At 70.0% G+C, this 24897-nt stretch carries 22 protein-coding genes and 1 riboswitch; of the genes, 2 read left to right on the top strand and 20 right to left on the bottom strand.

What is annotated here, in order from left to right; genetic code table 11:
• Positions 1 to 23 precede the first annotated feature (23 nt).
• From BM060_RS06595 to BM060_RS06580, 4 genes are all read right to left on the bottom strand, one after another.
• On the bottom strand, positions 24 to 1088 hold the full coding sequence (locus BM060_RS06595; RefSeq protein WP_074978448.1) for a WD40/YVTN/BNR-like repeat-containing protein: 1065 nt from the start codon (positions 1086 to 1088) through the stop codon (positions 24 to 26).
• A 62-nt stretch (positions 1089 to 1150) separates the two neighbouring features.
• A complete protein-coding gene (locus tag BM060_RS06590; RefSeq protein WP_074978445.1) occupies positions 1151 to 2509 on the bottom strand; it encodes a DUF1329 domain-containing protein in 1359 nt (452 codons plus the stop codon).
• Positions 2510 to 2550: 41 nt separating this feature from the next.
• Positions 2551 to 4398, bottom strand: coding sequence for a DUF1302 domain-containing protein (locus BM060_RS06585; protein ID WP_074978443.1), 1848 nt, complete (start codon positions 4396 to 4398; stop codon positions 2551 to 2553).
• Between the two features lie 119 nt (positions 4399 to 4517).
• Positions 4518 to 5081 (bottom strand): RBBP9/YdeN family alpha/beta hydrolase, encoded by a 564-nt coding sequence (locus BM060_RS06580; RefSeq protein ID WP_074978439.1) that lies wholly within the window; start codon positions 5079 to 5081, stop codon positions 4518 to 4520.
• Positions 5082 to 5424: 343 nt separating this feature from the next.
• On the opposite strand from BM060_RS06580, the gene BM060_RS06575 reads away from it, so the two are divergent.
• Entirely contained in the window at positions 5425 to 6426 is a 1002-nt protein-coding gene (locus tag BM060_RS06575; protein WP_074978737.1) for an AraC family transcriptional regulator, read from the top strand.
• Between the two features lie 375 nt (positions 6427 to 6801).
• Here BM060_RS06575 and BM060_RS06570 read toward each other — a convergent pair whose 3' ends face one another.
• The 16 genes from BM060_RS06570 to BM060_RS06495 form a co-directional block, all read right to left on the bottom strand.
• The gene (locus BM060_RS06570) at positions 6802 to 7812 is read right to left on the bottom strand and encodes a YeiH family protein (RefSeq protein WP_074978436.1); all 1011 of its coding nucleotides are present in this window, start codon (positions 7810 to 7812) and stop codon (positions 6802 to 6804) included.
• The gene (locus BM060_RS06565) at positions 7809 to 8141 is read right to left on the bottom strand and encodes a Rieske (2Fe-2S) protein (RefSeq protein ID WP_074978433.1); all 333 of its coding nucleotides are present in this window, start codon (positions 8139 to 8141) and stop codon (positions 7809 to 7811) included. Before BM060_RS06565 ends, BM060_RS06570 begins: the two co-directional genes overlap by 4 nt.
• Complete coding sequence (locus BM060_RS06560; RefSeq protein WP_074978430.1) at positions 8138 to 8803, bottom strand: DsbA family protein; 666 nt, start codon at positions 8801 to 8803, stop codon at positions 8138 to 8140. Before BM060_RS06560 ends, BM060_RS06565 begins: the two co-directional genes overlap by 4 nt.
• Positions 8797 to 10083: an MFS transporter gene (locus BM060_RS06555; RefSeq protein WP_074978428.1), complete on the bottom strand. Its 1287-nt coding sequence runs from the start codon at positions 10081 to 10083 to the stop codon at positions 8797 to 8799. Before BM060_RS06555 ends, BM060_RS06560 begins: the two co-directional genes overlap by 7 nt.
• A gap of 87 nt (positions 10084 to 10170) precedes the next feature.
• Complete coding sequence (locus BM060_RS06550) at positions 10171 to 11223, bottom strand: beta-keto acid cleavage family enzyme (protein WP_074978425.1); 1053 nt, start codon at positions 11221 to 11223, stop codon at positions 10171 to 10173.
• A gap of 53 nt (positions 11224 to 11276) precedes the next feature.
• Positions 11277 to 12125: a TauD/TfdA dioxygenase family protein gene (locus BM060_RS06545; RefSeq protein ID WP_074978423.1), complete on the bottom strand. Its 849-nt coding sequence runs from the start codon at positions 12123 to 12125 to the stop codon at positions 11277 to 11279.
• 10 nt (positions 12126 to 12135) lie between these two features.
• Positions 12136 to 13116, bottom strand: a complete 981-nt coding sequence (locus BM060_RS06540; protein ID WP_074978421.1) for a quinone oxidoreductase family protein — start codon at positions 13114 to 13116, stop codon at positions 12136 to 12138.
• 413 nt (positions 13117 to 13529) lie between these two features.
• Complete coding sequence (locus BM060_RS06535) at positions 13530 to 14846, bottom strand: cytochrome c (protein ID WP_074978418.1); 1317 nt, start codon at positions 14844 to 14846, stop codon at positions 13530 to 13532.
• Between the two features lie 11 nt (positions 14847 to 14857).
• A complete protein-coding gene (locus BM060_RS06530; RefSeq protein ID WP_074978415.1) occupies positions 14858 to 16645 on the bottom strand; it encodes a GMC family oxidoreductase in 1788 nt (595 codons plus the stop codon).
• A 4-nt stretch (positions 16646 to 16649) separates the two neighbouring features.
• Positions 16650 to 17408, bottom strand: coding sequence for a gluconate 2-dehydrogenase subunit 3 family protein (locus BM060_RS06525; RefSeq protein WP_074978412.1), 759 nt, complete (start codon positions 17406 to 17408; stop codon positions 16650 to 16652).
• 729 nt (positions 17409 to 18137) lie between these two features.
• Positions 18138 to 19304 (bottom strand): lactonase family protein, encoded by a 1167-nt coding sequence (locus tag BM060_RS06520; RefSeq protein ID WP_074978410.1) that lies wholly within the window; start codon positions 19302 to 19304, stop codon positions 18138 to 18140.
• Between the two features lie 63 nt (positions 19305 to 19367).
• Positions 19368 to 20354: a 2-hydroxyacid dehydrogenase gene (locus tag BM060_RS06515; RefSeq protein WP_074978407.1), complete on the bottom strand. Its 987-nt coding sequence runs from the start codon at positions 20352 to 20354 to the stop codon at positions 19368 to 19370.
• 12 nt (positions 20355 to 20366) lie between these two features.
• Positions 20367 to 21644 carry an MFS transporter gene (locus BM060_RS06510; protein ID WP_074978404.1) on the bottom strand — a complete coding sequence of 426 codons (1278 nt, stop codon included), beginning with the start codon at positions 21642 to 21644 and terminating at the stop codon, positions 20367 to 20369.
• A gap of 70 nt (positions 21645 to 21714) precedes the next feature.
• On the bottom strand, positions 21715 to 22668 hold the full coding sequence (locus tag BM060_RS06505) for a sugar kinase (RefSeq protein WP_074978401.1): 954 nt from the start codon (positions 22666 to 22668) through the stop codon (positions 21715 to 21717).
• Positions 22661 to 23437 carry a xylose isomerase gene (locus tag BM060_RS06500; RefSeq protein WP_009622618.1) on the bottom strand — a complete coding sequence of 259 codons (777 nt, stop codon included), beginning with the start codon at positions 23435 to 23437 and terminating at the stop codon, positions 22661 to 22663. Before BM060_RS06500 ends, BM060_RS06505 begins: the two co-directional genes overlap by 8 nt.
• A gap of 82 nt (positions 23438 to 23519) precedes the next feature.
• On the bottom strand, positions 23520 to 24533 hold the full coding sequence (locus tag BM060_RS06495) for a LacI family DNA-binding transcriptional regulator (protein WP_009622620.1): 1014 nt from the start codon (positions 24531 to 24533) through the stop codon (positions 23520 to 23522).
• Positions 24534 to 24657: 124 nt separating this feature from the next.
• A riboswitch (Fluoride riboswitch) is annotated at positions 24658 to 24719 on the top strand.
• A gap of 32 nt (positions 24720 to 24751) precedes the next feature.
• Here BM060_RS06495 and BM060_RS33130 point away from each other — a divergent pair.
• Entirely contained in the window at positions 24752 to 24895 is a 144-nt protein-coding gene (locus BM060_RS33130; protein WP_210147048.1) for a hypothetical protein, read from the top strand.
• Positions 24896 to 24897 lie beyond the last annotated feature (2 nt).

The following is a 24897-nucleotide window of genomic DNA, read 5'->3' as shown; positions in this document are numbered from 1 at the left end:
AGGCTGTCTCTTTTATCTTGTTCTTATCGGGCGGCCGGCAGCTCGTTGCGCTGCAGGCCGCGGCTGCCCACCAGCAGCAGGCTGTCGCTGCCGGCCAGGGCGGCGCTGACCGGGGTGCGCTGGGCCAGCGCCAGGGGCGCGAAGCTGGCGCCGTCGTCGCCGCTGACCAGGCCCTGCCCGGATTGGCTGAACAGGTACAGGCGGCCGTCGGCGGCGAAGCTGGCGGCCGTCAGGCTCACCGGCAGGCCGGTGCTCACCGGGGCCCAGTGCGCGCCGCCGTCGACGCTGCGCACCGCATGGCCGCGCAGGCCGTAGGCGAACAGCAGGCCGGGCTTGCCGACGATGCCGAAGAAGGTGCCCGGGTACGGCGAGTCCAGCGCGACGAAGCGCTGGCGCTGGCGGTCCAGCTTCAGCAGCAGGCCCTGCTCGCCGACGATGAACAGGTCCTCGCCCACCGCCGCGATGGCGGTCAGGTGCAGCGCCTGCGGGTTGTCGATGCGGTGGTTCCACGGCGTCCAGCTGAGGCCGCCGTCGGCGGTGTGCAGGATCAGGTCGAAGGCGCCAACCACGAAGCCCTCGCGGGCGTCCCTGAACCAGAGGTCGAGGAACGGCTTGTCGGCGCCCTCCTCCTTCATGCGCCGGGCCTGCTCCAGCAGCGGAGCGTTGTCCGGCTGCGGGTTGGCCGCGTAGAAGTCCAGCATCAGCTGGCCGATGCGCCGACCGTCGAGCTGGCGCACCCAGGTGACGCCGCCGTCGGCGCTGTGCAGCACCACGCCGTCGTGGCCCACCGCCCAGCCCTGTTCGGGCGTGGGGAAGCGCACCGCGGTGAGGTCGGAGCTGACCGGCACCTGCGCCTGCTGCCAGGCCAAGCCGTTGTCGTCGGAATACAGGATGTGCCCGCGCTGGCCCACCACCACCAGGCGCTGCCCGGCACGGGTGATGGCCGCCAGCGGGCCGCCCAGGGCCAGCTCGCTGCGCTGCGCCGGCAGGTCCAGCACGTCGACGAAGCCGTCGGCGCAAGCGCTGCCGGCCAGCAGCGCCAGGCCCAGTGCGGCGCAGGCCAGGCCGGGTTTGAAGGGGAATCGCATACGGCTACCTCACGAAAGGGAGGCGGCGGCCCGCGCGGGCCGCCGCTACCGGGCCCGTCGGCTCAGCGGATGCCGTTGCCGGCCAGGGCCTCAGGCGACCACTGGGTCTTGGCCAGCGGTTCGATGTAGTTGATGCCGCCGTACGGCCCGACCACGCCGTTGATGTTGTAGCTGCCGGCGGTGAGGTCGTAGATCATGAACGGCGTGGCGTCCGGGATCTGCTTGTCGTAGCTCTGGCTGAGGAAGGCGAAGGAGCCGCGGTACAGCTGGCCGCGCGCGTCGTATTCGTCGGAGGCCAGGGCCACCCAGCTGTCCTCGTCGAGGTAGAAGCGGCGCTTGGCGTAGATGTGCCGCGCGTCCGACTTCAGCGTGCCTTCCACCACCCACACGCGGTGCTTCTCCCAGCGCACGTAGTCCGGCGCCAGGTGGTTGGGGGTGACCACCGGCTTGATGTCGCTGGCGTAGGTCAGCCGGTAGGTGTTGTAGGGCACGATCATTTCCTGCTTGCCGAGCAGCTTCCAGTCGTAGCGGTCCAGCGCGCCGTTGAAGACGAACACGTCGTCGTAGGTGCCGGCGCCGGCCATGCCCGGGTTGGGCGTGTCGTAGGCCAGGTTCGGCGCCAGCTTCACCCGGCGCTGGCCGGGCAGGTACTGCCAGGCGCGGCGCGGCTGCTGCAGCGGGTTGGCGGCGTCCTTGAGCATCATCGCCTCGCCGGCGCGGCGCGCGGGGCCGGTGTAGTAGAGCTTCATCTGGTAGTAGACCTCGGTGCCCTTCACCGGCTGCGCCAGGTCTTCGTAGATCGGGTAGTTGATGAAGGCCTGGCCGGTGGTGGCGAGGTTGGCGCTGCCGGAGGAATCGACGTTCCAGGAGTCGTACTTGGCCTTGATGTTCACCCCCTGGTAGCGCAGCAGGAAGTTCCACATGGCCTCGGCGCCGCTCTTCGGGATCGGAAAGGGCACGCCCGGCAGCGCGTTGTCGATGGCCATGCCGCCTTCCAGGGCCTGGGTGGCCACGGCGTTCTTCTTGCTGTTGTCGAGCACCGCCTGGGGCAAGGCGGCGCTGCGGTGGGTCGGGTAGACGTCGACGCGGAAGCTCGGGTAGCGCTTGGCCAGCTCGTAGGTGGTGGCGCTGAGCTGGGCCTTGTACTGCTCGGCGTTCCTGCCGTCGATCACCAGCAGCGGCTTCTCGCCGGCGTAGGGGTCCGGGCGCATGCTGTCGCCGGCCTTGAAGCCGGCCGGGGCCTGGCTCAGGCCGCCGCTGTAGGCGGGAATCGCGCCGTCGGCGCTGGCGCCCTTCTCGGCGCCGACCAGGGTCAGGCTGCCGCCCAGCTGGGCGGCCTCCTGGGGGGACACCGCGGCCAGCGCCGCGCCACTCAGGGCCAGGCCGAGCGCGGCGGCCAACAGGGAAGGCTTGAAGTTCATGGGGTGGTTCTCCTGCTCCGCTCGCGGAGCCGTGCGTGAATTCAGAAGGTCGCCTTGAACGAGGCGGTGACCATGCCGCGATCCTTCAGCAGCGGCGCAAGGCCGGCCTGGGAAGTGATCTGCCCGGGAATGCACTGGTACAGGCCGTTGGCGCCGGGGGTGTTGTTGTCGCGGCCGCTCTGGCAGGTGTCGAAGGGGCCGAAGGCGTCGACGTACTTGAGGTCGAAGCGGTACTTCTGGTGGAAGTCCGCGGCCACGCCCACCGAGTAGCTGCCGGCGTCCTCGTTGCCGCCCAGCTGCACCGCCGAGTTGCCGTGCAGGCCGACGTTGTAGGCCATGGGCATGGACAGGTCGACGCCGGGGAAGGCCTGGTACCAGGTGGGGGTGAAGCTGGCGGACATGGCGTAGGCGTTGGGGGTGACCTTGTCCACGCCGCGGTAGCTGGAGTCGCCCTTGAAGGTCTGCTCGCCCTCGGTGACCTTCACCAGGTGCGTGAGGGTGCCTTCCAGCGCCAGGCTGGAGGCGTCCCACAGCGGGGTGGCGCCGAAGGTCACCAGGCCGTTGAGCACTACGTGGAAGGTCTTGCCGCGGGCCAGGCCGGTGTCGCCGTCGGAGGGCCGCTCGCCGATCAGGTTGGCGCCGTTGATCAGGCCGCGCTGGGCGGCGGCGTAGAGCGTCGGGTTGATGGTGGTGAAGTTGCTCGCCAGCGGCATGTTCTCGCGGTAGTTCACGTCCAGGCCGACGCTGACCGGGCCGACGTTCTTCGACAGGCTGATGCCGTAGATGTCGATGTCGTCGGCGTAGGCGGTGAAGTAGCTCATCCCCGGCAGGCCGGCCAGGCCGGGCCGCTGCAGGTTGGGCGCCTCCACCAGCACCGCCGGCAGGGTGTCGGAGGTCTTGCGGTAGTAGAAGCCCAGGGTGCCGTCGAGCCATTCCGGGCTCCACTTGGCCATCAGGCCGAAGTCGCCGGTGTTGCTTGGCGTGGCATCGTGGCCGCGCGGCGCGCCGTAGTAGGCCGCCGAGGCCGGGATAGGCAGCCAGAAGACCTTGCCGCCGTCGTTGAGCATGTCGTAGGGGCCCATGTAGGTGCCGCCCTCGGGGAAGCGCGAGTTCTCGAACTCGAGGAAGTACTGCGCCGCCAGGGTCAGCTCCGGATTGACCGTGAGCGACATGGACAGCTGGTTGCGCGGCATGAACAGTTCCTTGGCCTCGGTGCCGGGCACGTTGTACAGCTTGCCCAGGTCCAGGGCCGACTGGCCGTAGTTGATGCCGTTGGCGGCGCTGAACAGCGTCTCGCCCCAGTACAGGGTGTGGCGGCCGAGCTTGCCGCTGAGCTGCATGCCGTCGCCGACCTCGTGGCTGGCGAAGACGAAGGCGTCCAGCAGCTCCCCCGAGGGGCCGTTGTAGTAGCGGTCGGCGAAGCCGTCCAGGCCGCTGGTGGCCGGCTGCGCGCCGGCCGGGGCGAGCACCCTGCCGCCGCCGTTGACCAGGTGGCCGGCGTTGGCGCGCTGGCCGGGGAAGGGGTTGCTGCCGCCGACGTGGTCGTAGGCGTGGTCGTACCAGCCGGCGCCGCTGAGGCGGAAACCCATGCTGTCGCGGTAGACGAAGTCCAGTTCGCTGAGCAGGTCGATGCGCTGCGTCACCGCGCTGCCGACGCCGAAGTTGCGGTCGCCGTCGTTGACGTTGGCGGTGTTGGCGATCTTGCCGTTCTGCCCCTCGACGCGCTGCCCGTAGCTGAGCTTGACGGTGTTGTCGAAGCGTATCGACAGGTCGGGGTTGCCGGTGTCCAGCTCGAAGGCCTGGGCTTGCGGGCCGGCGATGGCCGCAAGGACCGCGGTGGCGAGCAGGCAGCGGCGCAGCGGCCGTGCGGGATGGTTCGTGTCGTGCATGGGTTGGCTCCGTTTCTTCTTGTGGTCGGGACGCTCTGCGGGCCCGTCCCGAGGCCCTTGTCCGCGGCGAGCGCGGGCCGGCGCCGGCCTGTATGGCCAGCGCCGGGTAAAGGCAGGTTTCAGCGATCCAGCAGGCGGATCAGCGCATCGGCCCGTGGCCAGTCGCCGAAGCCGGAGGCCGGGTTGAGGTGGCCGACGCAGCCCAGCTCGACCAGCGTTCCACCCCAGTCGCGGGCCAGGCGCTGCACGGCGGCGAGGCTGGCCAGGTGGTCGTTCTCGCTGGCCGCCACCAGGCTGGGGAACGGCAGGCGCTGGCGCGGCAGCGGGGTCCAGCCGTTCTCGGCCAGGCTCTGCGCCGTCGGGTAGCCCTCGGGCCAGGTGGCGTCGAGGTCCGGCGGGGTGGCCAGCAGCGCGCCCTTGACCGGCCGGTCGTAGCGCGCGGCCCAGTGCGCCACCATCAGCACCCCGGCGCTGTGGGCGACCAGGATCAGCGGCCCGTCGATCTGCTCGACCTCGCGCTGGATGGCCTCCACGCGGGCGTCGAGGCTGAGCTTGTCCTCGGTCAGCGGCGGCACCGAGCGGGCCTTGGGCAGGCGCGCCTGGAGCAGCGTCTGCCAGTGCCCGGGCACGTGGTCGCGCAGGCCGGGGACGATGAGGACGGTGGTGTCGTTGTCAGGGCTCACCGGGTTACCTCGCGGCGGTTTCGAACTTGTTGGAGCAGACAGTAGAGGCGTGCCGCCGGCGCTGCTTTGCATAGGGCGTCAGGCACTTCGCAATTGATGACAGCGCCCTCCCCGGCCGCTGCGCCGCAAGCCGCGCCAATGCTGGGAAAGCCGCGGCCGAGAGCCGGGCGCCGGGGTCGTCGGCGCCAGCCTGGGCTAATCTTTGCTGCACGCCCGGGCCGGGCTGCCGATAGAATCTGTCGCCGCCGGGCAAGCCGGGCGCAGGGCCCGCGCCCCGTCCCCTTGCCATTGCGTGACACACCCACGGCAGAAGAAGAACAAGAAGGCGATCGATATGACCCCCATGGTTCGCATCGCGGCCCTGACCAACTACCTGGAAGTGGCCCGCCACCTGGGCCTGAACCCCCAGCAGCAGCTCAGCCAGGTCGGCCTGAGCCAGGCCATGCTCGAACACCCCGAACAGCGCATCCCCACCGCCGCGGCCATCCGCCTGCTGGAGGAGTCGGCGCGCGCCAGCGGTTGCGAGACCTTCGGCCTGCGCATGGCCGAATCCCGGCAACTGGCGGATTTCGGCGTGATCAGCCTGCTGCTCACGCACCAGGCGACGCTGCGCGAGGCGCTGGACACCATCGTCCGCTACCGCCACCTGATCAACGAATCCCTGGCGCTGTACGTCGACGAGGAAGGCCGCACGGTGATCCTGCGCGAGGAGCTGATCACCGCCCCGCCGATGCCCATGCGCCAGGGCATGGAGCTGGCGGTGGGGGTGCTCTACCGCCTTTGCGGCGCCCTGCTCGGCCCGCACTGGCGGCCGCTGAGCGTGAACTTCACCCACGACGCCCCGGCCGACCTGCAGGCGCACCGCCGGCTGTTCTCCTGCAAGATCGAGTTCGGCAGCGAGTTCAACGGCATCGTCTGCCCGGCCAGCGCGCTGGACGCGCCCAACCCCCTGGCCGACCCGGCCATGGTCCGCCACGCCCGCAGCTTCGTCGACTCGCTGCCCGGCGCCACCGAGGCCAGCACCCTCAACGAGGTGCGCAAGGCCATCTACCTGCTGCTGCCGGTGGGCCGCGCCACCATCGAGCAGATCGCCCAGTCCCAGGGCCTGAACGTGCGCACCCTGCAGCGCCGCCTGGAAGACAACCAGGTGACCTTCTCCGAACTGATCAACGAAGTGCGCCGCGAACTGGTGCTGCGCTACCTGGAGAACCCGCGCTACAGCCTGGGGCGCATCGCCGACCTGCTCGGCTACTCCATGCCCAGCTCTTTCACCCGCTGGTTCACCCAGCAGTTCGGCATGGCCCCGGCGGCCTGGCGGCGGCAGCAGGGGCGGAGGGAGAGTTGAGGGGAGATCAAGAGCACCCTCTCCCCAACCCTCTCCCGCAAGCGGGAGAGGGGCTGTCCGTGCCGAGAGAAGAATTGGTTCCAGCCGGAAATCACCGAGGCAGCCGGCTAACACCAGAACACCCGACCCTGCCCAACGGTCCCCTCTCCCTTCAGGGCGGGGCGCGCAGCCGAGGGTTAGGGAGAGGGAGCGGAGGTTGGCATGGCAGCGGAGCCGCCGGTTACCCCGTTCGCGAGCAAGCTCGCTCCTACAAGGCGCAGGAAAAACACCATCGTAGGATGGTGTTGAGCGAAGCGATACCCATCACCAGGGTCCGATGGGTTTCGCAAGCTCAACCCATCCTACGAAAGCGCCCCGGCGCGGCGTGGTCGACCGTCACAGCCCCCAGCGCAGCATCGCGAGGACCAGCGCGGCGAGGAAGACGGTTTCGCCGACCATCAGCAGGATCGGCCGCAGCCCCACCGTGGCCAGTTCGCGCAGCTGGGTCTTCATGCCCAGCGCGGCGATGGCGATCACCAGGCACCATTGCGACAGCTTGCCGCCGACCTGTTGCAGCGCCGCGGGCACCAGGCCGGTGCTGTTCAGCGCCGCCAGCGCCACGAAGCCCACGGCGAACCAGGGCAGCAGCGGCGGGCGCTTGCTGCCCGGCGCCACGCCGCGGGCGCGGGTGATCATGGCCGCGCAGAGGATCACCGGCAGCAGCATGGCCACGCGCATCAGCTTGACCACCGTGGCCACGTCGCCGGTCTCGTGGGACATGCTGTAGCCGGCGCCCACCACCTGGGCCACGTCGTGGATGGTGCCGCCGAGGAACATCCCGGCCTGCTGCGGGCCCAGGCCCAGGGCGTGGGCGATCATCGGGTAGAGGATCATCGCCAGGGTCGACAGCGCCGAGACGCCGAGCACGGTGAACAGCGTGGCCTTCTCCTTCTTCTCGTGGGCCGGCAGGGCCGCCGCCAGGGCGAGCGCCGCCGAGGCCCCGCAGATCGCCGTGGCGCCGCCGGAGAGCAGGCCGAACAGGCTGTTGAAGCCCATGGCGCGGGCCGCGGCTATGGACACCAAGATGGTCACCGCCACCAGCACCACCACCATCGCCACCGGCTGCCAGCCCAATGCGGCGATCTGCCCGAGGGTGATGCGGATGCCCAGCAGCGCCACGCCCAGGCGCAGCACCTCGCGGGCGGTGAACTCGATGCCGGCCTTGCAGGTGCCGTCGGCGGAGAGGAAGTTCAGCGCCAGCCCCAGCAGCAGGGCGAAGAGCATCACCGGCGCGCCGTAGTGCTCGGAAAGGAAGGTGGCCGCGGCGGCGACCATGGCGCTGACCAGCAGGCCGGGCAGCAGGGTTCGGCTGCGCGAACCCAGCGCAGCGATGGCGGTGGCGCTCATGCGGGAAGCTCCTCGGGCGCGGAATCGGAAATCACGACGATGCAGGTGTCGCCGTCCCATTCGATGGCATGGCAGCGCACGCCCAACCCGGCCGCCCCGGCGGCGCAGCCGCTGGCCAGGTCGAAGCGCAGGCCGTGGGCCGGGCATTGCAGCCAGCGGCCCTGCAGCTTGCCGGAGAACAGCGAGGCGCCGGCGTGGGGGCATCCGTCGTCGATGGCGAAGTACTGCCCCTCGACGTTGAACAGCAGCACGCTGTGCCCGGCGAGGAAGAACAGGCGCCGCCCGCCCTCCCCCGGCAGCTTCTCGCGGGGCACGACCAGCCGGCTCATGCCGCCGCCTCCGCCTGGCGCTTGCGCTCCACGGCGCGCGCCAGGGCCGCCAGCAGTTGCTCCGGCGGCTGCGCGCCGAGGGCGAAGGGCCGGCCTTCGAGCAGGAACAGCGGTACGCTTGCATCGGCCAACCCCACCCGGCGGCCGATGAAATAGCGTGCTCCCTCCGTCAGCGCCTGCTCGAAGTCGCCGGTCTGGTAGCCGCAGGCGCGCAGCACGCGCCGCAGCGAATCTATCTGGCCAATGTCGTCGCCCAGCACGAAGTGCGCGCGGAACAGTTGCTCCAGCAGGCACTCCAGCTGCGCCGGCGTGCCGACCTGGGCCGCGCGCTGGAACACCCGGTGCGCATAGGTGGTGTTGGGCATGGTGCGGATGCGTTCCAGCTCGATTTTCACCCCGGCCTTCTCCGCCGCCTTGCGCACCTCGGCCTGGCGGGCGCGCACCGCGCGCTTGCCGCCCAGGCGGCGCAGGTAGAACTCGGCGAAGGGCTCGCCCTGCAGCGGCACCTGCGGCAGCAGCTGCAGGCCCAGCCAGGCCACCTGCACGCGGACGTCCGGGCGATGCTGGGCGAGCAGGCGCAGCGCCGTCTCCAGATTGCGCTTGCCGATCAGGCACCAGGGGCAGATGAAGTCGAAGGTCATCTCCAGTTGCAGGCTCAGCATGCCGCGCCCTCCCCGCCGCGCAGGCGCTGGATGTCGGCCGGGTAGTGGCGGTGCGCGTAGCAGAACACCAGGGCCGCGGCGACGCTGATCAGCGGCACCAGCTGGAAGGCCCGGTCCAGCCCCAGGTGGTCGGCCAGCACGCCGGTGAGCAGCGGGCCCGGGGCCAGGCCCAGGAGGTTGTTGACCAGCGTCAGGGTGGCGAAGGCGGTGCCGTGCACGGCGGCGTGGGTCAGGTTGGCGACCATGGCCCCGGCCGGCCCGGAGGTGCCGGTGGCGACCAGCATGGCCAGGGCGATCAGGCTCAGCTGCGCGGCCCCCGGCGGCAGGCGGAAGGCGACCGACAGCAGCAGGCAGCTGATCACGCAGAAGGCGATGGCCAGGACGATCTTGCGCTGCGGCGCGGCGCGCCCCAGGCGGTCGCAGAGGATGCCGCAGAGCACCATGCCGGCGCCGCCGACCAGCACCACCACGCCCGAGACCAGGCCGGCGCGGTCGGTACCCATGTGGTAGTAGCGGTTCAGGTAGCTGGGCAGCCAGACCATCACCGCCGCGCCGACGAACAGCTGCAGGCCGCTGCCGACGTAGGCGCTGACCACCGAGCGGCTGGCGAACAGGCTCTTCAGCGAATGCCCGCCGCGGCTGGCGGAGGTGACGCGCACGTGGCCGATGCGCCGGTCGCTGACCAGCAGCGGGTAGGCCAGGGCCAGCAGCAGGCCGAACAGCGCCATGCCGGCGAACGCCCAGCGCCAGCCCAGGTGCGCGGCCAGCACGCCGCCCAGGCCCATGCCCAGCACCGAGCCGAACATGCCGCCGGCCATGAAGGCGCCGGTCAGGGTGGCGCGCAGGTGCGCCGGGAACACCGAGATCACCACGGCGATGCCGACGCTGCCGTAGGCCGCCTCGCCCACGCCGACCAGGAAGCGCGCGGCGAACATCTGCGGGAAGTTCCCGGCCAGGGCGCAGCCGAGGGTCGCCAGGCTCCACAGCATGGCCATCAGCACCAGGCTGCGCACCCGGCCCCAGCGGTCGGCCAGCAGCGACAGCGGGAAGGTCAGCACGCCGACCATCACCGCCACTATGCCGCTGAGCAGGCCCAGCTGGGCGTCGCTCAGCGCCCACTCGACCTTGAGCAGCGGGAACACCGCGTTGAGCACCTGGCGCGACATGTAGTCGGAGATCAGCAGGCCGAAGGTCAGCGCGAACACCACCCAGGCGTAGCGGCGCGGCACGCTGGGCTCGGCGGCGGGAATGTCGCCCAGGGCGACAGTGTGGATGGCCATGGCGGTACCTCTCCAGGCGTTATCGATTCTTCTTGTTCTGTGCGCGGCGGCCGGGGCACGAACCCCGGCCGCCGCGGGTTCTGCAACTCAGGCGCGCTGCGGCACGCCCTTCTGGCCCGGCACGCGGTTCGGCGCCATGCCGTTCATGCGCAGGGTCTGCTCGACGCTGTCGTACTGCACGCCGATGCGGTAGATGTCCCGCGCCTCGCGGCCGTCGGCGACCTCGCGGCCCAGCTCGTGGGCGACGCGCACGCACTGCTGGATCTGCGCCACCGAACCCATGCGCTTGCCATGCTGGTCGATGATGGTGTCCTCGATGCCGCAGCGCGGGTGCAGCCCCATGGCCATGGCGATCATGTTGAACGGCAGTACGTTTTTCAGCAGCGACTCGGCGGTGATGCAGGCGCCGTCCGGCGCGCGGTGCACGAAGTTCATGAAGTTGAACGGGTTGGGGCCGTCGAAGCCGCCGCCGATGCCGATCCAGGTCAGGTTCAGCGGGCCGCGGTAGACGCCCTTGCGCACCAGGCGCTCGAGGGTCTCCAGGGCGTGCATGCCGGTGAGCTGGAAGTGCGGCTGGATGCCGGAGGCCTGCAGGCGCTTCAGGTGCTCCTCGACCCAGGCCGGGCCGGCGGGCACGGTCATTTCGCTGTAGGCCGCCTGATACGCCGGGTTTGCCAGGGAGGTGCCCTCCAGGTATTCCGGGTAGAGCAGCTCCATGATGTTCATCTGGGTGGTGTTGATCGCCACCGTGACCTGGTCCGGCCTGGGCGTCAGGTCGGCGAGCATGTGCCGGGTGTCGTCGGACAGCCACTTGGCCGCCTCGCCTTCGTCCTCGGGGGCGAAGGAGATGGAGCCGCCGACCTGGATGATCATCTCCGGCACCGCCTCGCGCACGCCGGCGATCAGTTCGTTGAACTTGGACAGGCGCTTGGAGCCCTTGCCGTCCAGCTCGCGCACGTGCAGGTGGAGCACGGTGGCGCCGGCCTCGTAGCAGTCCACGGCCTTCTGTACCTGCTCGTCCATGCTCACCGGGATGTCTTCGGGGAAGTCCTCGGGCATCCATTCCGGGCCGTAGGGGGCCACGGTGATGACCACCTTCTCCTGGTTTTCCGGGTGCAGGGAATCGTCGAAAAATTGCATGTCGGTCTCCTCGGATTGTTCTTGTCGGATCGACGTCGGGCGCGCGGCCCGGCTCAGTACGGCTTGTCGCCGATGATCCCGGCGCGCTCCATGCGGCGCACGCAGGGTGGGTAGTCCATCACCGCGTAGTGCTGGGTGCTGCGGTTGTCCCAGATCGCCACGCTGTTCTTCTTCCAGCGCCAGCGCACCTGGTACTCGGGGATGTAGGCCTGGCTCACCAGGTAGCGCAGCAGGTCGCCGGCGCCGGGGTTGGCGTCCTGGCCGAAGCGCACGTTCTGCGCGGTGTGGTAGTTGCTGAAGTGAGTGGTGAAGGCGTTGACGAACAGCACCCGCTCGCCGGTTTCCGGGTGGGTGCGCACCACCGGGTGCTCGGCGTCGGGGTACTGCGCCTTGAGCGCCAGGCGCTTGTCGATCGGCATGGCCGCGCCGAAGCTCGCCTCGATGCTGTGGCGCGCGCGCAGGTTGGCGATCTTCTCCTTGATCCCCGCCGGCAGGTTGGCGTAGGCCAGGGCCATGTTCGCCCACATGGTGTCGCCGCCCACCGGCGGGCATTCCACGCAGCGCAGCACGCAGCCCATGGGCGGGACCTCGCGCCAGGTGGCGTCGGTGTGCCAGGCGTTCTCGTAGCGGTCGTTGGGCTGGTTGGGGTTCTTGTAGATGCGCACCAGGCCGGGGTGTTCCGGGTCGCTGCCGGCCACCGGGTGGTCCTCCAGCTCGCCGAAGCGGCGGGCGAAGGCCACGTGTTCGGCGCGGCTGATGTCCTGGTCGCGCAGGAACAGCACCTTGTGTTCGAGCAGCAGGCGGCGGATCTCGGCGAACAGCTCGGCATCGCGCGCGGCGTCGCCCAGGTTCACCCCGGACAGCTCGGCGCCGATGCTGCAGGTCAGTCGTTCCACGTGCATGGCCAGGCCCTCAGATGACGAAGATGGATGAACCGGTGGTCTTGCGCGCTTCCAGGTCGCGGTGCGCCTGCACGGCGTCCTCCAGCGCGTAGTGCTGGTTGATCTCGATGCGGATGTCGCCGTTGCCGACGTGGCCGAACAGCTCGTCCAGCAGCGCCTGCTTCTCCGCCGGCTCGGCGATGTAGTCGGCCAGCGCCGGGCGGGTGAGGAACAGCGAGCCCTTCATCGCCAGCAGCACCGGGTCGAAGGCCGGGATCGGCCCGGAGGCGGTGCCGACGCAGACCATCAGGCCGCGGCGCTTGAGCGAGTCCAGCGAGGCCATGAAGGTGTCCTTGCCGACGCTGTCGAAGACCACGTCCACGCCGCGGCCATCGGTCAGCTCGCGCACGCGGCCGGCTACGTCTTCCTCGGCGTAGTTGATGACGTGGGCGCAGCCGTGGGCGTAGGCGACTTCGGCCTTGGCCGCGCTGGACACGGTGCCGATCACGTTCAGCCCCAGCAGCCGGGCCCATTGCCCGACGATGAGGCCGACGCCGCCGGCCGCCGCGTGCAGCAATATGCTGTCGCCCGGCTCGAAGTAGTGGATGCGGCGCAGCAGGTAGGCCGAGGTGAGGCCGCGCATGGTCATGGCCGCGGCGGTCTCGAAGGCGATGTTCTCCGGCAGGCGGATCAGCGGCGCGGCCGGCACCAGGCGCTCGGTGGCGTAGGCGCCGAGGGTGTTGACGAAGCCGGTGTAGGTGACGCGGTCGCCGGGCGCCACGTTGGCCACCCCCTCGCCCACCGCCACCACCACGCCGGCGGCCTCCACGCCCATGCCCGAGGGCAGCGGCACCGGGTAGGTGCCGTTGCGGAAGTAGGTGTCCGCGTAGTTCAGGCCCACCGCCACGTGACGGATGCGCACCTGCCCGGGGCCGGGGTCGCCGACCTCCACGTCCTCGAAGCGAAGCACCTCGGGTCCCCCTGTCTCATAAAAGCGAACGGCCTTGGCCATGCCGGATTCTCCAGTCTGCGTTGTTCTGCCGGGCAGTTGCCCATGGAGCGGACTCTAGGCACGAGGCCCCGCGGCTGCTTCACCTGGGGCGACAGCGGTTTCGCATTTCATGACAGGGGGTGGGCGGGTGTGCTGGGTGGGGGTCCGTTCCCTCTCCCCCCGCCCTCTCCCTGAAGGGAGAGGGTTGGGGAGAGGGGCGGAGGCAGCCCGAGGCACCGATGCCGCCGGGTAATCCCATCGCGGACGAAGTCCGCTCCTACGCGCCCTGGGACGCACGGCGCAGGAGCGACTGTCTTGCCCACTGCGCCGGGGTGCTTTTCGTAGGATGGGTTGAGCTTGCGAAACCCATGCGGCCACGGTGATGGGTATCGCTTCGCTCAACCCATCCTACGGGGTGTGGTGTTTGCCGTCGGCTACGGCGCCTCCTTCACCCCCGTGGTATCACCGATCAACGTCGCCGCCTTCAACTCCGGCCTGGGCTGGCTGCGCAAGGCCTTCACCTGCCCGGCATCCACCGTTCCGGCCTGGTTGCCCCAGCTGCTGCGGATGAAGTTGACCACCTCGGCCACCTGCTGGTCCGACAGGCGCCAGGCGAAGCCGGGCATGCTGAAGGTGGACGGCGCCGTCGCCGTGGCCGGCAGGGTGCTGCCGTCGAGCACGATGTGGATCAGCGAGGTGGCGTCCGCGCTCTGCAGCACCGGGTTGCCGGCCAGCGCCGGGAACACCCGGGCGTAGCCCTTGCCGTCGGTGCGGTGGCAGGCGGCGCAGTTGTCGACGTAGAGCGCGGCGCCGGTCTTGCCGTCGTCGCCCTTCCACAACGCCCCGGCGACCTGGCGGTCTTCCCGGAACGGCTTGTCATCGGGGTTCACCGGCGGCAGGGACTTCAGGTAGCGGGCGATGGCGGTCAGGTCGGCCTCGGTCATGTACTGCATGCTGTGCTCGACCACGTCGCTCATGCCGCCGAATACCGCGCTGCGCTCGCTGCGCCCGGTCTTGAGGAAGGCGACGATCTCCGCCTCGCTCCAGCTGCCCAGGCCGTCCTTGTGGTCGCCGCGCAGGTTCTTGGCGATCCAGCCTTCCAGCGGTGCGCTGCCGGACAGGTAGGCTGGCCCGTCGGCGGCGGCCAGGGCCTTCTCCTGCATGGTCAGCGCCCGTGGCGTATGGCAGGCGCCGCAGTGCCCCAGGCCTTCCACCAGGTAGGCGCCGCGGGCCAGGGTCGGGTCCTGGCCGGCGGCGGCGAAGGGCTTCACCTCGGGGGCGAACAACCCGCGCCAGATCGCCAGCGGCCAGCGCATGCTCAGCGGCCAGGGGATGTCGCTGTCCTTGTTCTCCTGCACCACCGGCGCCACGCCGTGCATGAAGTAGGCGTAGAGCGCGCGCATGTCCTCGTCGCGGACGCGGGCATAGGACGGGTACGGCATGGCCGGGTACAGGGTGCTGCCGCCCTTGCCGATGCCCTGGCGCACGGCGCGCTCGAAGTCCTCGTAGCTGTAGTTGCCGATGCCGGTCTTGTCCGGGGTGATGTTGGTCGAGTAGATGGTGCCGATGGGCGTGGCCATCGGCAGGCCGCCGGCGAAGGGCTCGCCGCCCTTGGCAGTGTGGCAGGCCACGCAGTCGCCGGCGCGGGCCAGGTATTCGCCCTGCTTCACCTGCGCCGGGTCGGTCGCATCGGCGGCGTATAGCGCGGTGCTGGCGGCCATGGCCAGGGCGGCGCTGAGGAATGTCTTCATGTTCCGGCCTCCTATGCCTGCACCAGCGGGCCCGGGTGCTTCAGGTAAACCTCGCGGATGGCCCGCGCCGACCAGTAGGTCAGCGCCGCCACCAGCCCGGTGGGGTTGTAGCCCAGGCCCTGGGGGAAGGCCGAAGCGCCGGGGACGAACACGTTGTGCACGTCCCACACCTGCAGGTAGCGGTTCAAGGCGCTGGTCTTGGGGTCGGTGCCCATGATCGCCCCGCCGTTGAGGTGGGTGGTCTGGTACACGGTGGCGTCGAAGTGCTGGCCGAATTCCTTCATCGGCGCGGTGACCACCTTGGCGCCCATGGCATCGGCGATCTTGCGCATCTGCGCGACCATGAAGCGGTTCATCTTCACGTCGTTGTCCTTCCAGTCGAAGGTCATGCGCAGCAGCGGCTGGCCGTAGGCGTCCTTGTACACCGGGTCGAGGTCCAGGTAGTTGTCGCGGTAGGACTGGTGCGCGCCATGGGTGTCCATCGCCAGCATGTGCCGGTAGCTGTCGGCCAGCGCGGCCTTCCAGGCGCTGCCCCACTTGGGCGTGCCCGGCGGCACCTTGGCCCCGGCGATGGGCTTGGTGCCGGCCTGGTTGAGCCAGAACGGCGAGCCGCCGACGAAGCCGTGGGGGCCGTGGTCGAAGTTGTCGGCGTTGAAGTCGTCCACCGCCACGCCGTTGCCGCCGGCGCCGATGAAGGGGTTGGTGTGGTGGCTGGCCTTGTCGAAGAAGGCGCTCACCGTGGAGATGTTCTGGAAGGCGAAGTTACGCCCCACCACGCCCTCGTTCCTCACCGGGTCGTAGGGCTTGCCGATGCCCGAGAGCAGCATCAGGCGCACGTTGTTGAACTGGAAGGCGCCGAGGATCACCAGGTCCGCCGGCTGCTCCACTTCGCGGCCCTGGGCGTCGACGTAGGTGACGCCGGTGGCCAGGTCCTTCTCGGCGTTGAGGTTCACCCGCAGCACGTGGGCGTTGTTGCGCAGTTCGAAGTTTGGCACCTGGCGCAGCGCCGGCAGGATGTTCACGTTGGGCGAGGCCTTGGAGTACATGTAGCAGGCGTAGCCGCTGCAGAAGCCGCAGAAGTTGCACGGCCCCATCTGCGCGCCGTAGGGGTTGGTGTAGGGCCCGGAGGTGTTGGCCGAGGGCAGGTTGTAGGGGTGGTAGCCGACCTCGCGGGCGGCCTTCTCGAACAGTTGCGCGGACACGGTGTTCTTCTGCGCCGGCAGCGGGAAGTCGCTGGAACGGTCGGCGGCGAAGGGGTTGCCGCCCTTGTCGCGGCCCACCACCTGGCCCTTGATCGACCAGGCCGTGCCGGAGGTGCCGAAGACCTTCTCGGCGAAGTCGAAGTACGGCTCCAGCTCGTCGTAGCTGACGCCGAAGTCCTGGATGGTCATGCCCTCGGGGATGAAAGCCTTGCCGTAGCGTTCCTCGTAGTGGCTGCGCAGGCGCAGTTTCACCGGGTCGACGCGGAAATGCACGCCCGACCAGTGCAGCCCCGCCCCGCCGGTGCCGGTGCCGGGCAGGAAGGCGCCGAACTGGCGGTAAGGCACGGCCAGGTCGTCGAGGCCGTGGCGCAGGGTCACGGTCTCGCGGGAGATGTCCATGAACAGCTTCTTGTGCGAGTTGTAGGTCAGCTCGTCCATGGTCTGCGGGTAGACGCCGTCGGGGTAGGTGTCGCGGGCCGGGCCGCGCTCCAGGGCCACCACCTGCAGCCCCGCCTCGGTCAGTTCCTTGGCCATGATGGCGCCGGTCCAGCCGAACCCGACGATGACCGCATCGACTTTCTTCAATACCTGGGCCATTGCCTCAACCTCGCTCGCCACTGATGGAAACCGGCGGGAAGGGATAGCGCTCGTCGCGCTCCACCCAGTCCATGAAGTCGGCGCGGGCGCCGGGGAAGCCGATCAGCTTCCAGCCGGCCAGGCCCTGGTTGCCGCCGTGCAGCGGGTCGCTGAAGAAGCCCTCGCGGGTGTTCAGCCAGAGCATGGCGAAGAAGGTCGCCGCCGGCACCGCCTGGAATTCGGCCTTGCCGCCGTCCAGGGCTTCCAGCGCCTGCTGTTGCTGCGCCGCGTCCAGCTCGGCGAAGGGCTTGTTCCACTTGGCCTTGCACCAGGCATCGGTCTCCTGGATGCCCAGGCGGTAGATTTCCTGCGGGCTGAGCTTGAGCTGGTAGCCCAGCTCCGGCGCGGCATCCGGGTGGAAGGGCCCCTGCATGTACCAGAGCCCGCCGCTGCCGTAGCGGGTGTTCAACTGGCGGTCGATGAATTCCGGCACGCCGGCGTCCGCGGCCCCCGGGCCCAGCGCGTCGGTGGGGATGAGCACGGCCACGGCGGCCTGGACGAAGGCCCATTCCTGGGCGGTGAAGAAAGTCGGCTGGTAGGCGCGCGCGCCGCCCTGCTGCGGCTCGGCGGCGGGCTGCGGGTCGGCCGCGGGCGTGCTAGGGCCACCAAGCACCACGCTGCCCACGCCGGTGCCGGCCAGGGTGGCCACCGGGATCAGCGCCAGGGACTTGCGCAGGAAGTCGCGCCGCGCCGGTTGCGCGGCGAACGGGTCGTCGTTGGACATGGCTGGGTCTCTCCTTTTTCCAACAGGTCAATCAGGTCGTGTAGGTCTTCTCGCCCCTTTTGCGGCCGGTGGTGCCGGGCGCGCGGGGCTGTTGTTCGTGTCGGTAAGCATAGGTGGCTATCGAAAGCGCGCTGGGGTCATCGGTCTGGTGAGCCGATCTCCCCTCGTCATTCCCGCGAACGCGGGAACCCAGTGACTTTTGCGTTGGGCTCGGTGTAGCGCGCCGCACCGAGTGCTTTGATGTCTCTCGTTTCGCCCCCTCGGGCGAGTCCCTTTTGTCAAACGGTGGAAGGCCACCCCCGCAAAAAGGAACCAAAAAGGCTTGCCCCAACATACGGGCCCGATAAAGCCGGGCTACCCTCACGAACTCCCCCGCCACGGAGGCCCGCCCCGAGGGTACGTCCCTGTAGCCCGCGGGGCTCTCGCGACATCCATGTCGCATGACCTCCTGAGCGCCGGTTTCGCTCGGCCTTCTGAAGGGGCGTTTCGGTGCGCGCGGAGGTTTCTCTGGAAGTCCCAAGAGCAAAAGCCAGAGCAGAGCTGCTTTTGCTCTTCGTAGGAGCGAGCTTGCTCGCGAACCCGCCCGTCACTGGGTTCCCGCGTTCGCGGGAATGACGGGGTGGGGTCAGGCGTTTCAGGATGACTCCGAACTCCCCACCCACTCCGGACAGCCCCCTCTCCCGCTTGCGGGAGAGGGCTGGGGAGAGGGTGTTCTTCATCACCCCAACCTCACCGCAGGAACTTCAGATCAGAAGGCGAATCGATGGCAAACCTCTGCACCGTCTCCCCCAACTTGCCGCTGTCCGGATCGCGGCGCATGACCACGACCTGGTTGCTCTTCTGGTTCGCCACCAACAGGAAACGGCCACTGGGATCCAGGCTGAACTCGCGCGGCTCGACGCCCTCCACCGAGCGCCGCTGCAATTCTTTCAACTGGCCACTGGCCGGATCCACCACATACACCAGCAGCTCGCTGGCCTTGCCGCGGTTGCTGGCATAGAGGAAACGCCCGTCCGGCGACAGGTGCACGGCAGCGGCAGCCTTGTGCGCGGTGTCCTGGCCGGCGGCCATGTCCACCAATTGCGTGCGCTTCAGCTGACCGTCGTGCACCTCGAACACGGCAATCTGCCCGGCCATCTCCAGGGTCAGGTAGGCGTAGCGGCCGTCGCGGCTGAACAGCAGGTGGCGCGGGCCGCTGCCCGGCGGCAGGTCCACCGCTGCCGGTTGCGCCGGGCTCAGCGGGTGCTCGCGGTTGGCCGCCTCGTAGCGGTAGATGAAGACCTTGTCCGCGCCCAGGTCCTGCACGTAGACGTAGCGCCCGTCCACCCCGGAAACCACCGAGTGCACATGGCTGCTGGCCTGGCGCTCGGGGTTGACGCGGGAGGCGCCATGGCGCTCCTGCTGCACCACGCCGGTCAGTTGGCCCTGCTCATCGATGCCGAGCACCGCCAGGTTGCCGCCGGGGTCCGGGTGCACTGCGTAGTTGGCCACGAACAGGTGCCCTCCCCCGGCCGCCAGGCTGGAGTAGGTGGGCTCGTCGCCGCGGCTTTGCACCTGGTTCAGCAGGCTCAGCTGGTGGCTGGCCGGGTCGATGGCGAAGGCGCTGACCTTGCCGAGCGGGTCGCTCGCGCCGGGGCCATTCTCGTTGACGGCGTACAGGCGCGTCTGGTCGGGATTGAGCGTCAGCCAGGAGGGGTTTTCGCTGGGCATCACCTGCAGCACCTCGGCCTGGATGTGGCCGCTGGCGCTGTCGAAGCGGTAACGGTAGATGCCCTGGCTGCCGGCGCCGGTGTAGGTGCCGACCAGCAGGTCGTATTGCTGGGCGGCGCTGGCCGGCCCGGCGAACAGGCCGGCGCCGGCGCACAGCAGCAGGGTCAGGGCGGCGGGTTTGATCATGATGGGCGGGTCCTTGCAGGCAGAGGGGCGGTCACGGGTCGGACCGGGTGAAAAGGCGGCGGTTCAACCGGATCGACGCGCCCAGGCGCCGGGGTTGACCAGGTTCGCCGGGCGCTCGCCGGCCAGTGCCGCCAGCAGGTTGTCCACCGCGCAGCGGGCCATGGCCTCGCGGGTTTCCTCGGTGGCGGAGCCGATGTGTGGCGTCGCCACCAGGTTGTCCAGCCGCAGCAGCGGCGAATCCGCCGGCAGCGGCTCGCGCACGAACACGTCCAGGCCGGCGCCGCGGATGCGCCGCTCGCGCAGGGCCCGCAGCAGCGCCTCTTCGTCCACTACGCGGCCGCGGGAGATGTTCACCAGGATGGCCGAAGGCTTCATCAGCGCCAGTTCGCGCTCGCCGATCAGCCCCTCCGTTTCAGCACTCAGCGGCACGCACAGGCAGACGAAGTCGGCCTCGCCCAGCAGCGCATCCAGCGGCAGGTGGCGCGCGCCGTAGCGGGCCTCCACCTCCGGCCGCGGCCGCCGCGCGCTGTACAGCACCTGCATGCCGAAGCCGGCCTGGGCGCGGCGCGCCAGGGCCTCGCCGATGCGGCCCATGCCGACGATGCCGAGGCTCTTGCCATGCACGTCGCAGCCGAACTGCGCCGGGCCGATGCCGCTCTGCCAGTGCCCGGCGCGGATCCAGCGGTCCAGCTCGGCCACCCGCCGGGCGCTGGCCAGCAGCAGGGCGAAGCCGGTGTCGGCGGTGGTCTCGGTGAGCACGTCGGGGGTGTTGGTGAGCAGCACGCCGCGGCGCTCCAGCTCGGCGATGTCGTAGTTGTCCACGCCCACCGAGACGCTGGAGACCGCCTCCAGCTGCGGCGCCAGGTCCAGCAGCGCGGCGTCCAGGCGCAGGCTGGCGCCCAGCAGGCCCTGGGCGCCGGGCAGCGCCGCGCGCAGGCGGGCCAGGCCGTCGGCGGCCGGGTCCTCGATCAGGGTCACCTCGGCGTGGGCCTGCAGGCGCTGCATCAGCGCGTCGGACAGGCGCTTGTAGAGGACGATGCGTTTCTTCATGGTCGAATCTTCCTAGTGGCCCAGCGCCGGACGAAGGCGCTCGGCTTTCTGCGAGGGGTTGAGGATGGCGGTCAGGGCGACGGCCGCCAGCAGCGCGCCGCACATGAACAGGTAGGAGGCGCCGGGCCCGCCGGTGGCGCCGTTGAGGTAGCCCACCAGCCAGGAGCCGGAGAACGAGCCCAGCGCGCCCATGCTGTTGATCAGCGCCATGGCGCCGCCGGCGACGTTGCTCGGCAGCACTTCCGGAACGATGGCGAAGAACGGTCCGTAGGGCGCGTACATGCAGGCGCCGGCGATCACCAGCAGCGCGTAGGAGGCCCAGAAGTGCTGGCTGCCCAGGGCGTAGGAGCCGTAGAAGGCCAGAGCGGCGACCAGCAGCGGCGGCCAGACGAAGCGCTTGCGCTTCTGCAGGCGGTCCGAGGCCCAGGACACCCCGAGCATCGCCAGTACCGCCACCAGGTACGGCAGCGCCGACAGCCAGCCGGCGCTGACGATGTCCAGGCCCGAGGCCTGCTTGAGGATCGACGGCAGCCAGAGCACGAAGCCGTACACTCCGATGCTCCAGCAGAAGTACTGCAGGCAGAGGATGATCACCTTGGGCGAGCGGAACGCCTCGCGGTAGTTCTTCACCGGCTTGATGCCCTGCTGCTCGGCGGCCAGGGCCCGCTGCAGCGCGGCCTTCTCGGCCTCGTCCAGCCACTTGGCCTGGGCCGGGCGGTCATCCACCAGGCGCCACCAGATGAAGGCCCAGAGCACCGCCGGCAGGCCCTCGATGATGAACATCCAGCGCCAGTCGAACTGGCTCACCAGGTAGCCGGAGAGCACCGACATCCAGAGGATGGTCACCGGGTTGCCGAGGATCAGGAAGGTGTTGGCCCGCGAGCGCTCGGCGCGGGTGAACCAGTGGCAGAGGTAGATCAGCATGGCCGGCATCACCGCCGCCTCCACCACGCCCAGCAGGAAGCGGATGCCCACCAGCAGGTAGACGTCGCGGACCATGCCGGTGAGCGTGGCCAGGCCGCCCCAGAGGATCAGGCTGGCGAAGATCAGCTTCTTCACGCTGCGCTTCTCGGCGTAGATGGCGCCGGGCACCTGGAAGAAGAAGTAGCCCAGGAAGAACAGCGCGCCCAGCAGCGAGGACAGCGCCGGGGTGATGTTCAGGTCCCCGGCCATGCCGGAGGCGGCGGCGAAGCCGTAGTTGGCGCGGTCCAGGTAGGCCAGGCTGTAGGTAATGAAGACGATGGGCATGATGTGCCACCAGCGGCGTGGGGCGAGTCGGTCGATCTGCATGGCATTTCTCCTGAGCTTGTTGTTCTTGTCGCAACAGGTGCCGGCCGGGCCGGCGATCTTAGGGTCCGGGTCAGGCGCGCAGGCGGGCGTCGTGGGCTTCGAGTTCGTGGCGCAGGGGCAGGCCTTCCATGTCGCCACGCGACTGCACCGCGCGGCTGCCGCACCAGTTGCCGCGGGCCACCGCGTGGCGCAGGTCGCAGCCTTCCAGCAGGGCGCTGATCACGCCCACGGCGAAGGCGTCGCCGGCGCCCACGGTGTCCACCACCCGCGCCACCGGCTGCGCCGGCACCACGCCTTCGCGGCCGTCGGCATCGCGGAAGTAGGCGCCCTCGGCGCCGAGCTTGATGGCCACGCACTCCACGCCCTGTTCAAGGTAGAAGCCGGCGATGGCCTCGGGCGACTGGCGGCCGGTCAGCAGGCGGCCCTCCTCCAGGCCCGGCAGCACCCAGTGGGCCTTGGACGCCAGGGCGTTGATCTCGCGCACCATGGTGGCGCGGTCCGGCCACAGCGAGGGGCGCAGGTTGGGGTCGAAGGAGACGCTGCGGCCGGCGGCGCGCATGGCGTCCAGCAGTTGATGGGACAGCTCGCGGCAGCTCGCCGAAAGCGCCGGCACTATGCCCGTGGCGTGCAGATGGCGGGCGCGCAGCAGGCCCGGACGCAGCAGCGTCGGCGACATGCGGCTGGCCGCCGAATTGCGGCGGAAGTATTCCACCCGCGGGTCGCTGCCGTCGTCGCAGCGGGCCTTGAGCTGGAAGCCGGTGGGGTGCTGCGCGTCCACTTCCACGCCGTCGCAGTCCAGGCCCTCGCGGCGCAGGCTGGCCAGCACGAAGCGGCCCAGGCAGTCGTCGCCCACCCGGCTCAGCCAGTTCACCCGCAGGCCCAGGCGCGCCAGGCCGATGGCCACGTTGCTGTCGGCGCCGGCGATGCGCTTGCCGAAGCCTTCCACCTCGGCCAGGTCGCCGCACTGCTCGGCGACGAACATGGCCATGGTCTCGCCGAAGCAGAGCACGTCGTGTTCAGCCATGGCGCACCTCCGCGGCGCGGCCCAGCTGCGCCAGTTGCGCGACCTGCTCGCGGGTCAGGCTGGCCAGATCGTCGCCGGCCAGCGGGTATTCGATGGCGCGCGGCACGCCGGGGGCGAAGCGCGCCAGCAGCGCCTCCCACTCGTCGAGGTCGGCGGGCTGCGGCGCTACGGCCACCAGGCGCCCGTCCTCGCGGCGGCGCACCGCCTTGCAATGCACGTAGCGCACCCAGGGCCCGAGCAGGCGCGCGGCCTGCTGCGGCGACTCGCCCTGCCAGTGCCAGTTGCCGATGTCGAAGGTCATGGCCAGCGGCAGGCCCAGCTCGGCGGCGCGGCGGAAGCAGCGCAGCAGCGGCTCGACGCGGCCGCCCTGGGCGGTCTGGTCGTTCTCCACCAGCAGCGCCGGCCCCTGCGCCAGCAAGGGGCGCAGGGCCTCCAGGTCGCATTCGTCGCGGTAGTGGCCGAGGGAAACCTTCAGCGCCACGGCGCCGGCCTCCCCTGCCAGGCGCAGGCGTTCGGCCACCGCCGGCTCCAGGCTGGCGTCGGCGCGCCACAGCTCCAGCGGCGCCGAGTACAGGCTTTCCAGGCCCTGGGCGGCGCTGGCCGCAGCCAGGGTGGCGGCATCGGGCAGCGCGTCGAAGAGTTCTTCGCGCCATTCGACGCGGCTCGCGCCGGCCTCGGCCAGCAGCGCCAGGTAGGCGGCCTGGCCCCGCTGGCGCACGGCATCGGCGCCGAAACTGGACAGGCTGATGGATACGGGGTTCGCGTGCATTGTTCTTGTCCTTCTCGTTCAGCCGGATGAAACCGGTTTCATTTCTAGCCGAAAACCAGAGCGGCGCCGGGCCGCCCCGGTTTCAGCCGCGTGCTGGGGTGGAGCCTCTGACGATGAGTTCGGCGCGCAGGTCCAGGCGCCGCGCCGGCAGCGTGGCGCCCTGCAGGCGTTCCAGCAGGCACTGGAAGGCCGCCTGGCCGATGCGTTCGGTGGGTTGGGCCAGGGCGGTGATACCGCCGCCGACCAGGGGGTACCAGTCCAGTTCGTCGAGGGCCAGCAGGCCGACCTCGTCGAACAGGCGCACGCCCATCTCGTGCAGGGTGCGGGTGGCGCACAGGGTGGCCACGCCGTTGCAGGTGAACAGCGCCTGCGGGCCGTGCCCGGCGCCGGCGAGGAAGGCGGCCAGCTGCCCACGCAGGTCGCCGCCGGTTTCCAGCACCTGGCCGCGCAGGCCGGGCCGGCGGGCGATGGAGGCCTGGAAGGCGGCCACCCGCTCCTGCCGCGAGCTGGTGCCGTCCAGCGGTTCGCTGACCGCCAGGATGTCGCGGTAGCCGCGGGCCTGCAGGTGGTCCAGGGCCTGCTCCACGGCATCGGCGTTGTCCAGCCCCACCAGGTCGGAGCGCAGCTCTTCCAGTTGGCGGTCCACCAGCACCATGGGCAGCTCGCGGGCCAGGCTGGCCAGCTCGCCGGCGTGGTGGCCGAGGGTGTTCACGATCAGGCCTTCGACGTTGTACGACTGCAACGCTTCCAGGTGCAGGCGCTCCTGCTCGTCGTCGCGGTCGGTGTTGCACACCACCAGGCTGTAGCCGTGCTGGCGGCAGGCGGTCTCCACGCCGTGCATCACGGCGATGGAGTAAGGGTTGCGGATGTCCGCCAGGAGCATGCCGACCAGCCGCGTGCGGCCGCGCTTGAGGCCGCTGGCCATGCGGTTGGGGCGGTAGCCGAGTTGCTCGATCACCGCCTCGATGCGCTGGGCGGTGGCGTCGGCGAGCAGTTGCCGGTCGCCGCCGATGTAGCGCGAGACCGTGGCCTTGGAGACGCCGGCAGCACGGGCCACCTCGCTGATGGTGACCCGCCCGCGGGCAGGCGGCAGCATGTCGTTCACCCTTGCGATCCTTTTGTATGCGCTTCTGCTGGAAGGGCTATGAAACCGGTTTCAATAAATCAGGGATGAAGTCTGTCGTCAAGCACCGGCGGACGCAACGGGATTCTGCTAGGGTTGAAACCCAGGAGATGGCATTCCTCCTTTAACCGCCCCCGTGCTGATGATGCCTGCATGACCCCGGACGACATCCGCCCCCGGAGGAATGGATCATGTCATCAGCCATGCAGCCGCTTTCCGGCACCGCCGCGCTCGATCCGCAGGTCGCGGACACCCAAGCCGGCGACTTCCACAGCATCCTCTTCCCCGGCGCCCGCCCCTGGCCAGCGCGCCGCCGCCCTGCTTCAAGGACCTGAAC

This window comes from Pseudomonas citronellolis, assembly GCF_900112375.1.
GTDB lineage: Bacteria > Pseudomonadota > Gammaproteobacteria > Pseudomonadales > Pseudomonadaceae > Pseudomonas > Pseudomonas citronellolis.
Note: the sequence above shows the minus strand (reverse complement) of the source record. Positions and strands in the feature narration are given on the sequence as shown.